The organism is Devosia sp. A16 (assembly GCF_001402915.1).
Taxonomy (GTDB): domain Bacteria; phylum Pseudomonadota; class Alphaproteobacteria; order Rhizobiales; family Devosiaceae; genus Devosia_A.
Map to the genome: position 1 here is coordinate 997268 of NZ_CP012945.1, position 17131 is coordinate 1014398.

Annotated in this window: 13 protein-coding genes; 7 read left to right on the forward strand and 6 right to left on the reverse strand. The window is 65.2% G+C overall.

Going from position 1 to position 17131, the window contains the following annotated elements; genetic code table 11:
- Positions 1-173 precede the first annotated feature (173 nt).
- The 6 genes from APS40_RS04935 to APS40_RS04960 all read left to right on the forward strand — a co-directional run bounded on the left by APS40_RS04935 (position 174) and on the right by APS40_RS04960 (position 7396).
- Positions 174-1955 carry an ABC transporter substrate-binding protein gene (locus APS40_RS04935; protein WP_055046005.1) on the forward strand — a complete coding sequence of 594 codons (1782 nt, stop codon included), beginning with the start codon at positions 174-176 and terminating at the stop codon, positions 1953-1955.
- Positions 1956-2368: 413 nt separating this feature from the next.
- A complete protein-coding gene (locus tag APS40_RS04940; protein ID WP_055046006.1) occupies positions 2369-3373 on the forward strand; it encodes an ABC transporter permease in 1005 nt (334 codons plus the stop codon).
- Positions 3370-4230, forward strand: a complete 861-nt coding sequence (locus tag APS40_RS04945) for an ABC transporter permease (RefSeq protein ID WP_055046007.1) — start codon at positions 3370-3372, stop codon at positions 4228-4230. Before APS40_RS04940 ends, APS40_RS04945 begins: the two co-directional genes overlap by 4 nt.
- A complete protein-coding gene (locus APS40_RS04950; RefSeq protein ID WP_197279439.1) occupies positions 4230-5264 on the forward strand; it encodes an ABC transporter ATP-binding protein in 1035 nt (344 codons plus the stop codon). The genes APS40_RS04945 and APS40_RS04950 overlap by 1 nt, the downstream gene beginning before the upstream one ends.
- Positions 5261-6307: an ABC transporter ATP-binding protein gene (locus APS40_RS04955; RefSeq protein WP_197279440.1), complete on the forward strand. Its 1047-nt coding sequence runs from the start codon at positions 5261-5263 to the stop codon at positions 6305-6307. Before APS40_RS04950 ends, APS40_RS04955 begins: the two co-directional genes overlap by 4 nt.
- Before the next feature lie 57 nt (positions 6308-6364).
- On the forward strand, positions 6365-7396 hold the full coding sequence (locus APS40_RS04960) for an aldo/keto reductase (protein WP_197279441.1): 1032 nt from the start codon (positions 6365-6367) through the stop codon (positions 7394-7396).
- Positions 7397-7659: 263 nt separating this feature from the next.
- Here the strand turns inward: APS40_RS04960 and APS40_RS04965 are convergent, their stop codons facing one another.
- The 6 genes from APS40_RS04965 to APS40_RS04990 form a co-directional block, all read right to left on the reverse strand.
- Positions 7660-8712: a DUF4185 domain-containing protein gene (locus APS40_RS04965; protein ID WP_055046008.1), complete on the reverse strand. Its 1053-nt coding sequence runs from the start codon at positions 8710-8712 to the stop codon at positions 7660-7662.
- A gap of 173 nt (positions 8713-8885) precedes the next feature.
- Positions 8886-10004 (reverse strand): ABC transporter ATP-binding protein, encoded by a 1119-nt coding sequence (locus APS40_RS04970; RefSeq protein WP_055046009.1) that lies wholly within the window; start codon positions 10002-10004, stop codon positions 8886-8888.
- 2 nt (positions 10005-10006) lie between these two features.
- Positions 10007-12562, reverse strand: coding sequence for a GH116 family glycosyl-hydrolase (locus tag APS40_RS04975; RefSeq protein WP_236884198.1), 2556 nt, complete (start codon positions 12560-12562; stop codon positions 10007-10009).
- 15 nt (positions 12563-12577) lie between these two features.
- Positions 12578-13432: a carbohydrate ABC transporter permease gene (locus APS40_RS04980; RefSeq protein WP_236884199.1), complete on the reverse strand. Its 855-nt coding sequence runs from the start codon at positions 13430-13432 to the stop codon at positions 12578-12580.
- A 4-nt stretch (positions 13433-13436) separates the two neighbouring features.
- Positions 13437-14294 carry a carbohydrate ABC transporter permease gene (locus APS40_RS04985; RefSeq protein ID WP_082434194.1) on the reverse strand — a complete coding sequence of 286 codons (858 nt, stop codon included), beginning with the start codon at positions 14292-14294 and terminating at the stop codon, positions 13437-13439.
- Between the two features lie 257 nt (positions 14295-14551).
- A complete protein-coding gene (locus APS40_RS04990) occupies positions 14552-15805 on the reverse strand; it encodes an ABC transporter substrate-binding protein (RefSeq protein WP_055046011.1) in 1254 nt (417 codons plus the stop codon).
- Positions 15806-16094: 289 nt separating this feature from the next.
- On the opposite strand from APS40_RS04990, the gene APS40_RS04995 reads away from it, so the two are divergent.
- Complete coding sequence (locus APS40_RS04995; RefSeq protein ID WP_055049551.1) at positions 16095-17099, forward strand: LacI family DNA-binding transcriptional regulator; 1005 nt, start codon at positions 16095-16097, stop codon at positions 17097-17099.
- Positions 17100-17131: the final 32 nt, after the last annotated feature.

Below are 17131 nucleotides of genomic sequence, written 5' to 3' on the forward strand. Positions count from 1 at the left end.
TGAGCCCGGTGGGCGGGATCTCTCCCACTCACCGGGTCCGGCGAAAGCGGGAACCCCTGTTTTCTCGCGAGACGGCACCATCGCAAACGGAGGTCCCCGCTTTCGCGGGGATGACGCCGAGCGAGGGGCAAAGAATTCAACGAGTGGCCGAAACCGGCCGGAGGAGGACCATCATGAACCACAGATCCCTGAGGCAGCATCTGCTCGGCGGCGCCATCGCGCTGCTGGCGGCGCCGCTGCTGGCATCGACTGCCTTTGCCCAGGTGGCCGACATGCCGCGCAACGAAACCCTGGTGCTGACCCCGTGGGGCGACCAGCCGGCGCAGTTCGCCAACACCGAGAACTGGCACCCCTACCTGACCTCGGTCACCCACCAGCGCGATGTGATGCAGATCACCGTCAACGAGGCGCTGTTCTACACCAACCTCAACGACGGCAAGCTGATCCCGTGGCAGGCCGAAAGCTTCGAATATGCGCCCGACTTCATGAGCGCCTCGATCAAGCTGCGTGACGGGGTCGAGTGGTCGGACGGGCAGAAGTTCACTGCCGACGACGTGAAATTCACCCTCGAGGCCGTGCGCGATGCGCCGCCGGAAGTCGGCGGTTCGGCAGCGTTCAAGGAGTGGATCAAGGACGTTACCGTCGTCGACCCGCTGAACGTCACCATCAACTTCAACAAGGCGGCGCCGCGCTTCGTCCGCGACTTCCTGGCGCTCGGACACGAGAACCACTACCCGATCCTGCCCAAGCACATCTGGGAAGGTCAGGACATCGCGACCTTCACCAACTACGACCCGGCCAAGGGCTGGCCGGTCGGCACCGGCGCCTACAAGCTGGTCTCGAGCACCAACCAGCAGGAGATCTTCGATCGCCGCGACGACTGGTGGGGCGCCAAGGTCGGCTTCCAGGATCTGCCGGCGCCCAAGCGCATCACGCTGGTGCCGGTGTCGAGCGATGACGCCATGGGCCAGCTCCATATCGCCAACCAGATCGATGGCGGCCGGCAGCTGCTGATCGGCACCTTCGAAGCCGCCCGCGCGCAGAACGACAAGCTGAGCTCGTGGAATGCCGAAGGCCCGAACTGGGGCGCTCCGGATGGCTGCGACTACTCCCTGGTCTTCAACATGATGAAGGAGCCATGGAACGATGTGAACCTGCGCTACGCCATCAACTATGCCATCGATCGGGAAGCCATTAACGACATCGGCTACGAAGGCGGCCAGAAGCCGGTGACCTTCGCCTTCTCCAACTACATGGCCGGCACCTGGCTCACCGAAGGCAGCCCGCTCAAGGCGGTGCTCGACAAGTACGACCTCGACAATCCCGACCCGGCCAAGGTCGAGGAATACATGGCCAAGTCCGGCTACACCAAGGACGCGAACGGGCTATGGGGCAAGGACGGCAAGCCGCTGACCGTCACGGTGCGCACCCCGGCCTTCATCCAGCCGACGCTGGCCCCGCTGACCCAGCAGCTCAAGAATGCCGGCTTCGACGCGGTGCAGGCCCCGGTGGACGACACCTGGCTGCCCGACATCCAGTCGGGCAACTTCGACACCATGGTTTTCGTCCATTGCGGTTCGCTCTCCGAACCGCTGGAGACCCTGCAGCACTACCATTCGAAGTTCGCCCGGCCGCTCGGCGAGAACATCCCGAACGCCGTCGCCGCCTCGCGTTACATGAACCCGGAATACGACAAGCTGATCGATGCCATGGATGCCGTCCCGGCCAGCACCGATCCCAATTCCGACTACATGAAGAATGCCGTGGCGGCCCTCGACATCGCGCTGCGCGACCTGCCGCAGATCGACATGCTCGAGGAATACCACGTGGTGACCTTCAACAACACCTACTGGACCGGCTGGCCGTCGGCGACCGATCCCTACGTGGCCCCCTACACCCCGTGGGAAGCGTTCAACGTGGTGATCCACAACCTGAAGCCCACCGGCGCGCAGTAAGCGCCGGGCAGTGATCGCGCGGATGGCGGCGTGTGCTGCCATCCGCAATTGACTGGCCGCAACGGCTCTTATGGAGACTCAATAGTGCAACCCCCACCGGTGTCATCCCTGCGAAAGCAGGGACCCAACTCCCCGCCCACGCCAGCTGATGGTTGGGTCCCTGCTTTCGCAGGGATGACATCGCAAATGTACAGCCACCAGTGGTGCAGTGCTCCTCCACCGCATAGCGGGGGAGGGGGACCAGCGAAGCTGGTGGAGGGGGCGGCCCCAAACACCGGCGCATCCTGCCGCCCCCTCCACCGCCTTCGGCGGTCCCCCCGCGGTGAGGGCCTCTGGCCCTCATCCGCCTCCCCCGTTTCACGGTGGAGGAGCACGGAGAGTCCCGTGCGTGTGCCACCCTGGGGAACCCCGCGATGAGCCGCGAACTCGCCCGTTACCTCCTCACCCGCTTCGGCCAGCTGCTGCTGATCGTCTTCGTCGCGGTGAGCATCAACTTCATCATTCCGCGCCTGCTGCCCGGCGATCCGGTGCAGACGGCTTTGGCCCGGCTGCAGGCCACCGGCGGCGCGCAGAATGTCGATATCCAGGCGGTGTCGGCCGCCTATCGCGCCAAATACGGGCTCGATGCGCCGATCCTCGAGCAATACCTCAACTACTGGCTCGACCTGTTCCGGCTTGACCTCGGCGTATCGTTCGCCAACTTCCCCGAGAAGGTCTCGACCATGATCGGCAACGCGCTGCCCTGGTCGGTAAGCCTGTTGGCAGTGGCGACGCTCATCGCCTTCGCCACCGGCTCGCTGCTCGGCGCGCGGCTTGCTTGGCCGACGGCCGGGCGCGGCATCAAGGCCTTCGTGCCGCTGATGATGATCCTGACCTCGATCCCGTTTTACCTCCTCGCCATCATCCTCATCTATTTCTTCGCCGTGGTGCTGAAGTGGTTCCCGCCCGCCGGCGGCGTCGACACCACCCGCATCATGCGCTTCGACTGGGCGACCACCGAGGATATCCTGAAGCACGCATTCCTGCCCTGCCTCGCGATCATCCTGGGCAATATCGGCTTCTGGGCGCTGGGCATGCGCAGCCAGATGGTCTCGGTATTGGGCGAGGACTACATCACCTTCGCCGAGGCCAAGGGCCTGCACCCCCGCCGCATCTTCGTCTGGTACGGCATGCGCAACGCGCTGCTCGCCCAGGTCACCGCGCTCGCCCTGTCGCTCGGCTCGGTGGTCTCCGGCGCCGTGCTGGTCGAGGTGATCTTCAACTATCCGGGGCTCGGTTCGCTGCTTTACGTCGCCATCCGCGGCCAGGATTACTTCGTCATCCAGGGCGTGGTGCTGATGCTGATCGTCTCGCTCGCAGTGCTGCTGTTCCTCGTCGACCTCATCTATCCACTGCTTGACCCGAGGATCCGGCGATGAGCTTCGTGACTTCCTTTCGCCGCAACTACCAGCAGGGCCGGATCAGCGGCGTGCTGCTGCTCGGGCTCGGCATCCTCTTCGCCATCGTGCTGTTCAGCGCCATCGGGCCGATGTTCGTCGATGCCGTCAACGCCCAGGTGGGCGCCGTCCGGCCGCGCAAGCCCCCGGGGCCCGAATACTTCCTCGGCACGGATTCGCAGGGCCGCGACATGTGGACCCTGCTGATCTACGCCACCCCCAACACGCTGAAGATGGGGCTGATCGCCGGTTTTATCGGCGTCGGCGTCGGCACCGCGCTGGGGCTGATCGCCGGCCATTTCGGCGGCATCATCGACGCCATCATCCGGGTGATCTCCGACGCGCTGCTGACCGTGCCGGCCATCGCCATCCTCGTCATCATCGCCGGCAATATCGACCGCATGAACACTGTGATCATGGCGCTGGTGGTGGCTTCGCTCGGCTGGATGTTCACCACCCGCACGGTGCGCGCCCAGGTCCTCACCATCCGCGAGAAGTCCTATGTCGAGGTGGCCCGGGTGAACGGCGAGAGCCAGTGGGAGATCCTCTTCACCGAGATCATGCCCAACCTGATGCCCTATATCGTCGCGAGCTTCGTCGGCACCGTCTCGGGCTCAATCCTCGCGGTGATCGGCCTCGAGGCACTCGGCCTCGGCGCGCTCGACGAAATGACGCTCGGCAATACCATCTACTGGAGCCAGCAATCCTCGGCGGTGCTGCGCGGCTACTGGTGGTGGTGGGGTCCGCCCATCGTGGTGATCGCCCTGATCTTCATCGGTCTGTTCCTGACCTCGGTCGGCTTCGACCGCTTTGCCAACCCCAAGCTGGCGAGGCGCTGATGTCTGCGATTGAGCACACCAAACCCATCCTCGTGGTCGAGGATCTGAACGTCCACTACGATACCGGCAAGGGCCCGGCCAAGGCGGTGAACGACGTGTCGTTCTCCCTCCGGCCGGGCGAGCGGCTGGGCCTGATCGGCGAAAGCGGTTCGGGCAAGACCACCATGGCGACGGCGCTGATGCGTCTGACCCGGGCACCCGGCCGTATTGCCGGCGGCTCGGTGAAGCTCGATGGCCGCGACATCCTCAAGATGTCGCAGAAGGAGCTGCGCGAAACGCGGCTGCGCGATATCGCGCTGATCCCCCAAGGGGCGATGAGCTCGCTCAACCCGGTGATGCGGCTCGAGGAGCAGATGATCGATGCGATCGTCGCCCACAAGCCCGGGATGAAGCGCGCCGAGCTCGACGCGCGGGTGCAGGAGCTATTGAAGAATGTCGGCCTCGCTCCCGAAGTGGCGCGGCGCTACCCGCATGAGCTGTCGGGCGGCATGAAGCAGCGGGCCGCTATGGCCATCGCCACCTCGCTCGCGCCCAAGGTGATCGTCGCGGACGAACCCACCAGCGCGCTCGACGTGGTGGTGCAGCGCCAGGTGATGCAGACGCTGGGTCGCCTGCAGGATGGGCTCGGCGCCGCCGTCGTCCTCATCGGCCACGATATGGGGCTGATCGCCCAGTTCGCCGACACGGTGGGCGTGATGTATGCGGGGAGGCTGGTCGAGATCGGGCCGGTCCGCCAGATGATCGAGAGCCCCCGGCACCCCTACACGCGGCTCCTCGTCGACAGCCTCCCCGGGATCGAGGTGAAGCGCGAGCTGACCGGTATCCCCGGCCTGCCGCCGCCATTGGTCGACCTGCCGCCCGGCTGCAGCTTCAACCCGCGCTGCCCGCTCGCCTTCGAGCGCTGCCGGCGCGAGACACCGCTGCTGCAACAGGTGGCGCCGGGCCAGAACGCTGCCTGCCACCTCTATCCCGAGCACGCGGTGCTGCCGCCGCTGCCGCCGATGACCCGTGCCCACCAGGAGCTCCGCCCGTGACCGCACTGATTGAAATGCGCGGTGTCACCAAGACCTACGGCGCCTTTACCGCGCTCAACGACGTCACCCTGTCGCTGTCGGACACCAGCCCGTCGATGACCGCGGTCGCCGGCGAAAGCGGCAGCGGCAAGACCACCCTGGCGCGGATGATGCTGGGCTTCATCAACCCCTCGCAGGGCGAGGTGCTGTACCAGGGCAAGGACGTGGCCAAGATGTCCGGCGCCGAGCAGCGGCAGTTCCGCCGCGAAGTGCAACCGGTGTTCCAGGATCCGTTCGACGTGTTCAACCCGTTCTACCGGATCGACCACGTACTCGAGACCCCGGTCAGGCGCTACAAGCTGGCCGACAGCGAGGCCAAGGCCCGCGCCATGATCGAGGACGCGCTGAAGCGCGTCGGGCTCCGTCCGCAGGATACGCTCGGCCGCTTTCCGCACGAGCTGTCGGGCGGCCAGCGCCAGCGCATCATGGTGGCGCGCGCCGTGCTGCTGAGGCCAAGGCTCATCGTCGCCGACGAGCCGGTATCGATGGTCGATGCGTCGCTGCGCGCCACCATCCTCGACGAGCTGAAAACGCTCAACCGCGAGCTCGGCATCTCGATCGTCTACATTACGCACGACCTGACCACCGCCTTCCAGATCTGCGACAACATCCTGATCCTCTATCGCGGCAACGTCTCGGAGGCCGGCGCGGTGGAGCGGGTGATCGGGGCGCCCAAGCATCCCTACTCGCAACTGCTGGTCTCCTCGATCCCGCTGCCGGACCTGTCGAAGGCCTGGGGCGGCGAGGAGATTCCCGTTTCGGAGGCCTCGGCCGCCCGGGCCAATCCCGGCTGCAAATTCGCGCCGCGCTGTCCGCATGTCATGGAGATGTGCTGGGACAACCTGCCGCCCAAATACGTCCCCGACAGCCAGCGGCTCGCCACCTGTTTCCTCTACCGCGACGCCCCGGTCTCGGCGAGCGACGACGTCGCCTCGGCGTTCCGGCCGCCCAACCACGGAGTGCTTTCAGGAAAAGTTGCAGACTTTTCCGGTTCGAAAGCGTGACCATCAAAGACACCTCACCGCCACGGCCCCCTAATTTTCGTCCCCAACCGATTGCCCATGACCATGACCATCAAGCTCACCGACCGGCATCGCGTCGGCGCCACCAGCCTCGAACTGCCGCCCATGGGGTTCGGCGCCGCCCATCTGGGCGGCATGTACCACCGCGTTTCCGGCGAGACCGCGCACGCAACGCTCAAGGCCGCCTGGGATGGCGGCGTGCGCTATTTCGACACCGCGCCGTTCTACGGTCGCGGCCTCAGCGAGCACCGGGTCGGCGACTTCCTCATCGACCAGCCGCGCGACCAGTTCCTGCTCACCACCAAGGTCGGCCGCTACTTCCGCCGACCGGTCGACCCTAAAACTTTCGACCGCACGCCGTGGGGCGGCGGGCTCAACATGGAGATCGTCTGGGACTATTCCTATGATGGGGTGATGCGCGCCTATGAGCAGAGCCTGTTGCGGCTCGGCCTCGACAGCGTCGATGCGCTGCTGATCCATGACCCCGAGGCCTCGCTGGCCAGCAACCCCGATGGCCCCCGCATGGAGGACATGGTGCGCAGCGGCATCAAGGCGCTCGAGGAACTGAAGGCCTCCGGCCAGATCAAGGCCATCGGCATGGGGCTCAACGCCGCTCCCTCGCTGATGACCTTCGCGCCGCAGGTGCCGCTCGATTTCTGCATCGTCGCCATGCCCTACACCCTGCTAGACCAGTCGGCGCTCGGCACCGGGCTGAAGCGCTGCCTCGACAACAACATCTCGGTGATCATCGGCGCGCCCTATGCCTCGGGCATCCTCGCCACCGGCCCCGGCCCCAACGCCCGCTACGGCTATGGCATCGCCTCGGAGGAGGTGCAGGACAAGGTCCGCCGCATCCAGCAGATCTGCGCCAACCACGGCGTGTCGCTGCAGGCGGCCGCACTGCAGTTCCCGCTGGCGCATCCGACGGTGGTCTCGGTGATCCCCGGCGGCGCGAGGCCGGAGGAAGTCACCAGCAATATCGCCTATCTGCAGGAGGCGATCCCGACCGCGTTCTGGGCCGAACTCCAGGCCGCGGGACTGATCGACGCGGCCGCGCCGGTGCCTGTGTGATTGACGCCGAACTCTCAGTCGTCCCTGTCCAGGAAGGGGCCGGTCGGCACTGTGCTGACTGCACGACCCCTCCCCCAGCCCCTCCCCTCAAGGGGGAGGGGAGCAGGGGAGAGAGCCTGCGCTGGTGTGATGAAGCACGATCTCTCGCCTCCCTCCCCCTTGAGGGGAGGGATTGAGGGAGGGGGTGGTGCAGTCAGCACAATGCTGCGTCACCACCGTCCAGGCGAACCTCGATCGGGGCGAGGCTGGAAGTCACAGACGCCTCACCGCGGCGTCAGCACCGCCTTCATGATGTAGGTATTGTACGGGCCGAACTGGCTCATGACGAACCAGAACGTCAGTCCATCCGCCGAAATCCAGGACGGGGTCATGTAGGCGCCATAGGCCTGCGCATAGTCCGAACCGCGTGCCAGCACCTGCGGCGCCGACCACGGCCCTTCCGGGCGTTCGGCGAAGCGCAGCTCGATCGCCTGCGACAGCTCGTTGAGCGTCGAATACATCCAGAGCCTGATGCCGGGATTCCACACCAGCGAACCTTCGCCGACGCCGGGCTTGATCACCTCTGTCGCCTGGGCCCGGTCGCTCACCCAGCCGCTGCCGTCGAAATACTCCCAGGCTTTGGTGTCGAGCACCTTGTCGGCGGCGACACGGCCGACCCGCGCGCCCGAGAACCGCCCGCAGGGCGTGCCGATGGCATAGACATACTTGCCGCCCTCGTTGCCCAGTCCTGGCTGGGCCGAGAGCGCCAGCATGTTGAAGCTCGACTTGAAGCTGCCGAACTCGTCGGGGCCGGGGCTCCAGGTCTTGCCGCCATCCGTCGACGAGATGAAGCGCGACCAGTTGCACAGCCACACGCCACCCATCGAGGAGAAGCCGTTCACCGACATGTAGTGCAGGTAAAGCGTATCGCCGACCGTCACCAGGGCGGTCGGGATCTTGGTCTGCTCACCCTTGAACGCCTCCTGGTGCGCGCCCCTGGCGATCTCCACTGCCTTGCCGTCTTCGCCCCTAACCCAGTCGTCGATGACGATGCCATCCGAGGCATCGTGGTCCGCCGTGAAGGCGAGAACATTGGAGCGCCAGTTCGGCCCGAAGCGGATGCAGGCATTGTCGTTCCAGCCGAAGGTGTCGCCGAAGGCGAGAACGATCTTGCCGTCGATCTCGGCCATGGTGCCAAGATCGGTGCCGCAGATGTCGGGGCCTTTCATCGGCGCCGGTGCGTTGGGTCCGGTGAGGGCTTTCACCTTTTCGGAAGTGACGCTGTAGTCGGTGGCGAGGGCTGGGGTGATGGCGGAGAGCAGGGTCAGAGCCGCCATCAGGCTCCGTGCGGAAAGAGCACCCCCCACCCTGTCCCTCCCCCGCAAGGGGGGAGGAGACGCCAACACTGACGCCGGTGAGGGCGTCTCCCTCCCCCTTGCGGGGAGGGGACAGGGGTGGGGGTATTCTTCCCGCGCCGGCCCGTCAGTCACATCGCTCCAACGCATCAGCATCAACCAATCTTCCTCATGTAGTCATCCGTCCACGGCCGGGTCGGCTGCAGCGTCAGCCCGTTGGCGTCGAACACATGGGTGAAGGCATCGGCGATCTCGAAGCGCAGCGTGTCGCCGCGTTGCGTTGCGAGGATGCCGCGCATGGTCGCCGTCACCGCCTCGCCGCCGGCGGTCTTGCCATGCAGCACGGTCTCGGCGCCGAGCACTTCTGTGGAACCCACTTCGACGGCGAGTGCGCCATTGGCAGAGGGGATCAGGTGCTCGGGGCGCACCCCGACGGTGACCGCATCGCCGAGTTTCACCGCCCCCGCGCGACGCGCCAGGCTCAGCACCGGCCCGCCATTGCCCAGCGCCACGCCGAGCCGTTCCCCTGCTTCCGTCACCTTGCCGGCGAAGAAGTTCATCTGCGGCGCCCCGAGGAAACCGGCGACGAACTGATTGCGCGGCCGGGCGTAGAGCTCGATCGGCGCGCCGGCCTGCTCGATCACCCCCTCGCGCAGCACCACGATGCGGTCAGCCATGGTCATCGCCTCGACCTGGTCGTGCGTGACGTAAATCATGGTGGTGCCGAGCCGGCGGTGCAGCGCCGAAATCTCCGAGCGCATCTTCACCCTGAGTTCGGCATCGAGGTTGGATAGCGGCTCGTCGAACAGGAACACCTTCGGTTCCTTGACGATGGCCCGGCCGATGGCGACGCGCTGGCTCTGCCCGCCCGAGAGCTGGTTCGGTCGGCGCTTCAGCAGGTGCTTGATCTGCAGGATCTCCGCTGCCTTGTCGACGCGGGCGGCGATCTCGGGCCTCGCGAGTTTCTGGTTCTCGAGCCCGAAGCGCAGGTTCTCCTCGACGCTCATATGCGGGTAGAGCGCATAGGACTGGAACACCATGGCCATGCCGCGGGCCGACGGCAACAGGTGGTCGCAGCGCACCCCGTCGAGCCAGATCTCGCCGTCCGAGGTTTCCTCGAGCCCGGAGATCATCCGCAGCAAGGTGGATTTGCCGCAGCCTGAGGGACCCACGAACACGGTGAAGCTGCCATCCTCGACGGTGAGGTCGATGCCGTGGATGACTTCGAGGCTCTGAAAACTCTTCCGAACCTGTCTCAGCTCGAGTTGCGCCATCGTCAGCCTCCCAGCGTCAGGTCTGCGGTGTCACCCGCGCCAAGCCTGCGGTCGATACGGGCGGTGCTGCCGGCAAAGCTCAGCGTCGCGAGGTCGAGCTTGCCATAGCGCACTTCGAGACGGACCCGGTTGCCGCTGCGGCTCACCACCCCCCAGCCCTCGCCCACCGACCAGAACCAGCTGCCATCGCCGCTGTCCTTCGGCGCAAAGCCGATTTCGCCCTTGGTGAGGTCGTAGCTGAAGCCGGACCAGGCATTGACCAGCGCGAAGCTCGACATCGAGCGGGCATAGTAGCTGCCGCACTCGATCTCGTTCCACGGGTTGCGCCGATGCCCGTCATGACGGGCCCGCGCCGTGCGGACAATGCTGAGCCCTTCCTCGGTGAGGCCGCGATAGATCAGGTGCGAAGCGAGCATGTATTCGAGCCCGGTCCACACCTCTTCCGAATAGGGCGCCGGCACCGCCGGCTTGGTGGTGCCCTCGGGCCAGGTGGCGATCAGCACGCCGCCTTCGTCCTCATAGGCATAGACCCGGCAGGGGTTGAAGTGCCCCTTGAGGTCGGGCCGGTAGTTGTGGCGATAGGCCGAGGCGAGCGCCGTCTTCACCTTGTCCGGGTCGAGGAAGCTGCCGAGCCCGGCGAGGTCGGCATGCCACTGCCCGAGGATCTGGTCGGTCGCGCAGCCGTCGTTGAACTGGTACTTCATTTCGCCGTACTCGTCCGACCAGTACGTTTCCATGAAGCCGTCGGCGATCACCCCGACCTTACCCACGGCATGGTCGAACTTCTCGATCAGCGCCTTGTCGCCGAGATCGGTCTTCTGGATGAAGTAGTCGCCGTTGAAAAGCTCGCGATTGAGGTAGTCGGCGCCCGCCTGCCCCATCCGGTCGAGCTCGGCGGCAAACTTCGAATCCCCCGCCGCACGGCCCATTTCGGCGCCGGCCTTCAGCGCCGCCACATACATGGTCGAGAGCCAGGAGTTGGGCCCGAACAGCTCCATGTCGAGCGTGTGGTGCTGCCGGCCCCAGAGGATGCCGGTCCGCTCCGGATCCCACTGGTCCGGATTGTCGGCCGACCAGGCATATTCGAGCGCGGCGCGCACCTTGGGCCAGTAACGCTTCAGCCAGTCGGTATCGCCTGAAATCTTCCAGTCCCGATAGGTCTTGATGATCGAGCCGAACTGGCCGTCGGCACAGGGGTTCAAGGGAAAGAAGGCCGAACCGAGCGGGATGATTTGCCGGAAGGTCAGCCCGCCATTGGGCAGCTGGTTATAGGTGTAGTCGGTCTCCCGCAGCGTCCGCTCGAGCCCCGGGAACAGGTAGGGCAGCGTCTGCTGGTAGTTCCACACATGCGTGCACGAACCCTCGCAGCTGCCCTCGTTGGTGAACTGGCCTTCCCAGGCCCAGAGCTCGCCATTCTCGAGCCGCAGCACCGTCGCGGTGCGGAGGATGCTCATCGTGCCCTGCACAGCATCGATGATGTCGACCGGCAGCGAAGTGCCGAACAGCGTGTCGCGGAAAGCGAAGGTCGGAGCGCGGAGCTCATCCCAGCGCGCGAAGGCTTCGGCCAGCACGGCAGCGGAGTTCTGCCACTGACTGGCATAGTAGTTGCGCCAGGTGCCGGTCTCGCCATCGACGGCGTTGGGCCGCCAGTAGACCTGCCCGACCGGAAAGTGCCAGCTGATGGCAAAGCGGATGGTCCTGCTCTCCCCCGGCGCCACCGTGACACGGGCGGCGAGCGTGCCGTGCTCGGGTTGGTCGAACATGTTGCGGTTGAGCCGCGGCTTGTCGTAGTGCCGCTCGGGCAACCGGCCCGCCCGCGCGAACTCGCGCCAGAACAGGTTGAGATCGTCGAACCACTGGCCACGAAAGTGATAGTCGAGATGGTCGACATCTTCGGCATCGGTGGCGATCGAGACGTCGCCCGTCTGCCAGTCGGGCAGCTCGTCCGCAGCCGTCAGCAGCAGCGTCTTCACCCCGCCCGCCTCGGCATAGCTGTGCCGGCCGTTCTGGCAGCCATGGTTCCCGAGCGTGCCGCCGATGGTGTAGTCGACAGGCACGGTGCCGGTATTGGTCACCTCGATTTCGAACATCGCCGCCGGCAGCGAGGAATCGCGCTCATTGGTCGGAATGAACGGGCTCCAGGCGGTGAGCTTCACCGTACCGGGGAACGTCGCGTCATGGAACGCCACCTCGGCCACCGGGAAGGTGCCGGTGAAGGTCGTCGCCTCGAAATGCGGTACGCCCGCCAGCGTATTGCGGTTGGCGCCCCAGCCGAAGCCGTCGAAGAATTTCCGCGTCGTCGGCGATCCCGTCGGCAACCCTTCATAGGGCCCGTTGAGCACCCGCGCATCGAGCAGCTCGCCCCCGGCCTCGGCCTTGATGGCGAAGTGGCTGTAGCCGTTGAAGCTCTGCAGCCCGGGCCGGTTGCGGATCGACCAGTCGACCAGCCGGCCGCTGCCCGAGAGCGCGAGGCCACCGGCACCGATGCCGCCGAGCGGGAAAGCGATGTGGCGCGCGCGGTCGCCTTCGTAGGTGAAACGCTTGTCGGTGTTGGTCATCTGAAAATCCATGGGTCAGGCCCGGATGCCTGAGAAGGTGACGCCCTCGATCACCATCTTCTGGGCGACGAGGAAGAGGAGAACGACGGGGAGGATGGCCATGCTCATGGCGGCCATCACCACCGAGAGGTTGCCCTGGCTCATGTAGCCGCGCAGCAGGTCCATCGCGATCGGCAGGGTCATCGAATCCTGCGAGGTGATCAGCGCCCGCGGCTGGAAATAGGCGTTCCACGCCCCGGTGAAGGTGATGATGGCAAGCGCCCCGAGGGCCGGCATCAGCTGCGGCAGCGAGATGCGCCAGAAGATCTTGAAGTAGCCGGCGCCATCCATCAGCGCCGCTTCCTCCAGCTCCTTGGGTTGCGAGCGCAGGAACTGGCGCAGCATGAACACCCCGAAGCTCGAGGTCAGCCCCATCAGCACCAGGCCCAGCGGGTTGTTGAGCAGCCCGAGCTTGGCATAGCCCAGGTAGATCGGCAGGATCGTCACCTGCGCCGGGAACATCAGCCCGATCAGCATGACGAAGAACAGGCTGTCGCGGCCGGGGAACCTGAGCCGTGCATAGGCAAAGGCGGCGAGCGTGCAGGTGACGAGCTGGCCGATGGTTACCAGCACCGCCACATAGAGGCTGTTCCAGTAGATTTTCAGGAACGGCACCGACGAGGCCAGCACGGTCTGATAGTTGCTGACATCGAAGCTGGGCGGAAAGAAGCTCGGCGGCATCTTGTAGGCCTCGGCCGCCGGCCGGAACGACATCGAGAACAGCCAGAAGAACGGCATCAGCATCAGGATGCCCATCAGCAGCAGCACCGCGATGATGGCGCGATCGACCCATTTCTTGGCTTCGCGGGTCTGCATGGATCTGGTCTGCATGGCCCTACTCCCGCACCCAACGGCGCGAGCCGATGATCTGGATGATGGTGATGATGAGCACGAGGATCATCATGATGACGCTGACCGCGGCGGCATAGCCGAGCTCGAAGCTGCCGAACGCCTCGTCGACCAGGTAGATCGACAGCGAGCGGGTGGAATCGCCCGGGCCGCCGCCGGTGAGGATCATGATCGACTCGAACACCTGCAGCGCCCCGATCGAGGCGAACACGATGCAGAAGAACAGCACCGGCGAAATGAACGGCAGCGTGATGCGGCTGAACCGCCGCCAGGGCGAGGCGCCGTCCATCGATGCCGCATCCATGATCGGCTTGGGCACGCCCTGCAGCGCCGCAATCAGGATGATCATGAAGAAGCCGGTGTTCTTCCACACATCCATGATGACGATCGAGGTCATCGCGAATTTCGATGAGCTGAGCCACGGCACCTGCCCGATGCCGAGCTGGGCCAGGTAGTAATTGATGACGCCGAAATCGACGCTGTAGAAATAGCTCCACACCACCGCCACAAACGCCGCCGAGATGATCACCGGCAGGAAGAAGGCAAGGCGGAAGAAGTAGAGCAGCACCGTCGGCATCGCCCGGTTCAGCGCCAGCGCCAGGATCAGCCCGACCGCCACGTTGAAGCTCACCGCGAGGAAGGCGAAACGCAGCGTGTTCCAGAAGATCTCGAGCGAGCGCGGCTCGGTGAGGAAGCGCACATAGTTCTCGAACCCCACCCAGTCGGCGCCGAAGCTGATGTCGTAATAGGTGAAGCTGAGGATGATGGTGATGGCGACCGGCGCCAGGACGAACGCCGCATAGAGCACGATCGAGGGCAGGACGAAGACGTAGCCCGCCTGCATCTGCGCCTTGCGGAGGTCGGAAATCCTGCGCTTGCGGCCACCCCCACCCTTGATCCCTCCCCACAAGGGGGAGGGAGACGCAGGAACCGAAGCAGTGGTGCCGTCGCCTCCCTCCCCCTTGTGGGGAGGGACTGAGGGTGGGGGTGGCCCCAAGCGCGATGGTTCAGATTGATGCATCCGCGAACTTCTCGGTTTGATACCAGGAGAAATGCCCGCGCCGCACCCGAAGGTTACGGCGCGGGCAGTCCGGGGGAGGACTACTGGGTGACGCGCTTGATGCGCTCGAACGAGCGGGTCAGTTCCTGGTCCGCCTTGGCGACGGCATCGGGAATGGTCATCTCGTCGGTCATGATGGCGTTGAAATAGCGCATGAAGATCTGGTCGACTTCCTGGAAGTTGGCCGGCGACGGCACCGCATGCGTGGTCGGCAGCGTCTCGTAGTAGAGCGGTGCCGAGGGCGGGAACTTGAGGAAATTCTCGGTCTCCGCCGCCGACTTGCGGCCCGGCACGGCGCCGCCCAGGTCACCTTCGGCGACCTGCGTCTCGTAGCTCAGGAGTTCGGTGACCAGGGCTTCGGCGAGCTTGACGTTCTTGGCCTTGGAGGAAATGCCATAGGCGCCGAAACCGATGACCGTATCGTTGTTCACCTTGCCCGGCTGCACCGCGATATCCATGTCGAGCTTCGACGCAATGGCGTTCTGCACGATCCAGTGGCCGCGCGAGATCATGGCGATCTGGCCGGCGAAAAACTGGTTCTCGACGCCCTCCTGCCCCGGCACCGGCGAGACCTTCTTGACGTGCACCAGGTCGTAGAGGAACTGCAGCGTCTCGGCGACCTTGGGGTCCTTCATGTTGGAAGCCGACCAGTCGGCCGTGACCGGCGAGGTGCCGTTCGAGAGGAACCACGGCATCAGCCCGAAGAAGAAGGCCGGCACTTCATAGCCGAACTGGGTGACGTTGCCGTTGGCATCGCGCTTGGTCAGCTTCTCGGCAATGGCGGCGAACTCGTCCCACGTCCAGGTCTTGCTGGGCGTTTCGATACCGGCCTCGGCGAAGAGCGCGCGGTTGTAGTTCGTCATGATGTTGTTCCAGGTCGAGGGGATGAAATAGGTCTTCCCCTTGTACTTGGTCAGGTCGAACAGCTTGGCGTCGAAGTCGGAGAAATCGCCCGAGGCGATGAAGTCGTCGAGGGGCAGGAACAGGTCGCGCGCCGCAAAGCTCTGCAGCGTCTCGACCGCCGTGTGATAGACGTCATACTGCTCGCCGGCATTGTACTGCTGCAGCACGCGCGAGACGAAATCGCCCCAGCCGCCGCCCACCGCATCGACGCCGATCTCGACCTCGACATTGGGGTATTTCTGGTTGAAGCGGGCCACCGCGTCCTGCGTCGACTTGAGCTGCGCCTCGCCGCCGAAGGTCATCAGCCTCAGCTTCCCGGCTTCGTCGGACTGGGCCAGCGCCGGTGACACCAGCCCGGCCGTGAGCAGCAGAGCCGCCAGCAATTTCTTCATCTCGTCCCTCCTCTGTCCGGCGTTTCGACAAAGCTTCGCCGGCGCTGGATCACGGCATTTTCGCCGCGTCCCGTGTTGAAAAGCCGCCCGCACTCGGAAAGCCGCCCAAATCCGGCGTCCGATCTCAGAGTGCTGTGATTACACCTTTGTTTTTGTTCAGGTATTTCTCCCGCCGCGGGGTGATCCCCGTCTTCTGGCGGATGCGACCGTAACAGTTGTGAATGGATTTGCAAATGCATTCACAAATCCATTTGCATGCATCTTTCGTTTGGTGCTAGCCGTTGCCGCCATGAGCACGATCTCCAAGGTTGCCGAACGGGCGGGGGTGTCGCGGACCACGGTCTCGCACGTCATCAACCACGCCAATCGGGTGTCCAAGCCGCTGCGCGAAAAGGTGCAGGCGGCAATCGACGAGCTCGGCTATTCGCCCAACCCGCAGGCCAAGAGCCTGAGGACCGGGCGCACCAACCTCATCGCCATGCTGATCCCCGATATCGGCAACCCGTTCTACACCGAGATGGTGAAGGCGGCGCAGGCGGCGCTCGAGGAAGCCGGGCTCGATGCGCTGATCTACAATACCGACGTGCCGGGCGGAAACTGGCAGACGCATGGCCGCGATTACCTGCGCCAGCTCAACCGCAAACGCGTCGATGGGCTGCTCGTCGGCGATTTCGCGCTGCACGGCATCACCGAGGAACTGCTCAAGCTCGATACGCCCACGGTGTTCATCGGCCACCTCGCCAACCAGGCCGTCGACAGCGTCAAGATCGACGATTTCGGCGGCGGCTACATGGTGGGCGAGCACCTGGCACGGCAGGGCCACAAGCACGTGGTGCAGGTGACCGGCCCGGAATTCTTCGACTCCGCCATGGCGCGCGCCGATGGCTTCGAGCAGGCGCTCAAGGACAACAAGGTCCGCTTCACCCGGAAGCAGCGCTACCACGGCAGCTACCTGCCGCCTTCCGGCCGCGAGGCGGCGCAGTGGATTGCGAGCCTCACCGGCTCCGACAAGCCCAGCGCCGTGTTCGTCGGCAATTACCTGATGGCGATGGGCCTTCTGGCCGAGTTCCACGACCAGGGGGTTCGCGTCCCCCAGGACATCGCCGTCGCCATTTTCGGCGACCTGCCGCAGCTCGAATATGTGAGGCCCAACCTCACCCGGGCTGGCGAGAATCCCGGCGCGCTGGCGAGGCGTGCCGTGGAAATGCTGCTCGAACGCCTCAACGGCAAGTTCGACGGGCCGCCGCGCACCGAGGTCATTCCCTGTGCGCTGCGCATCTTCGAGTCGGCCTAGCCGACCAGGACAAACTTGACGCGGCCGTTTCG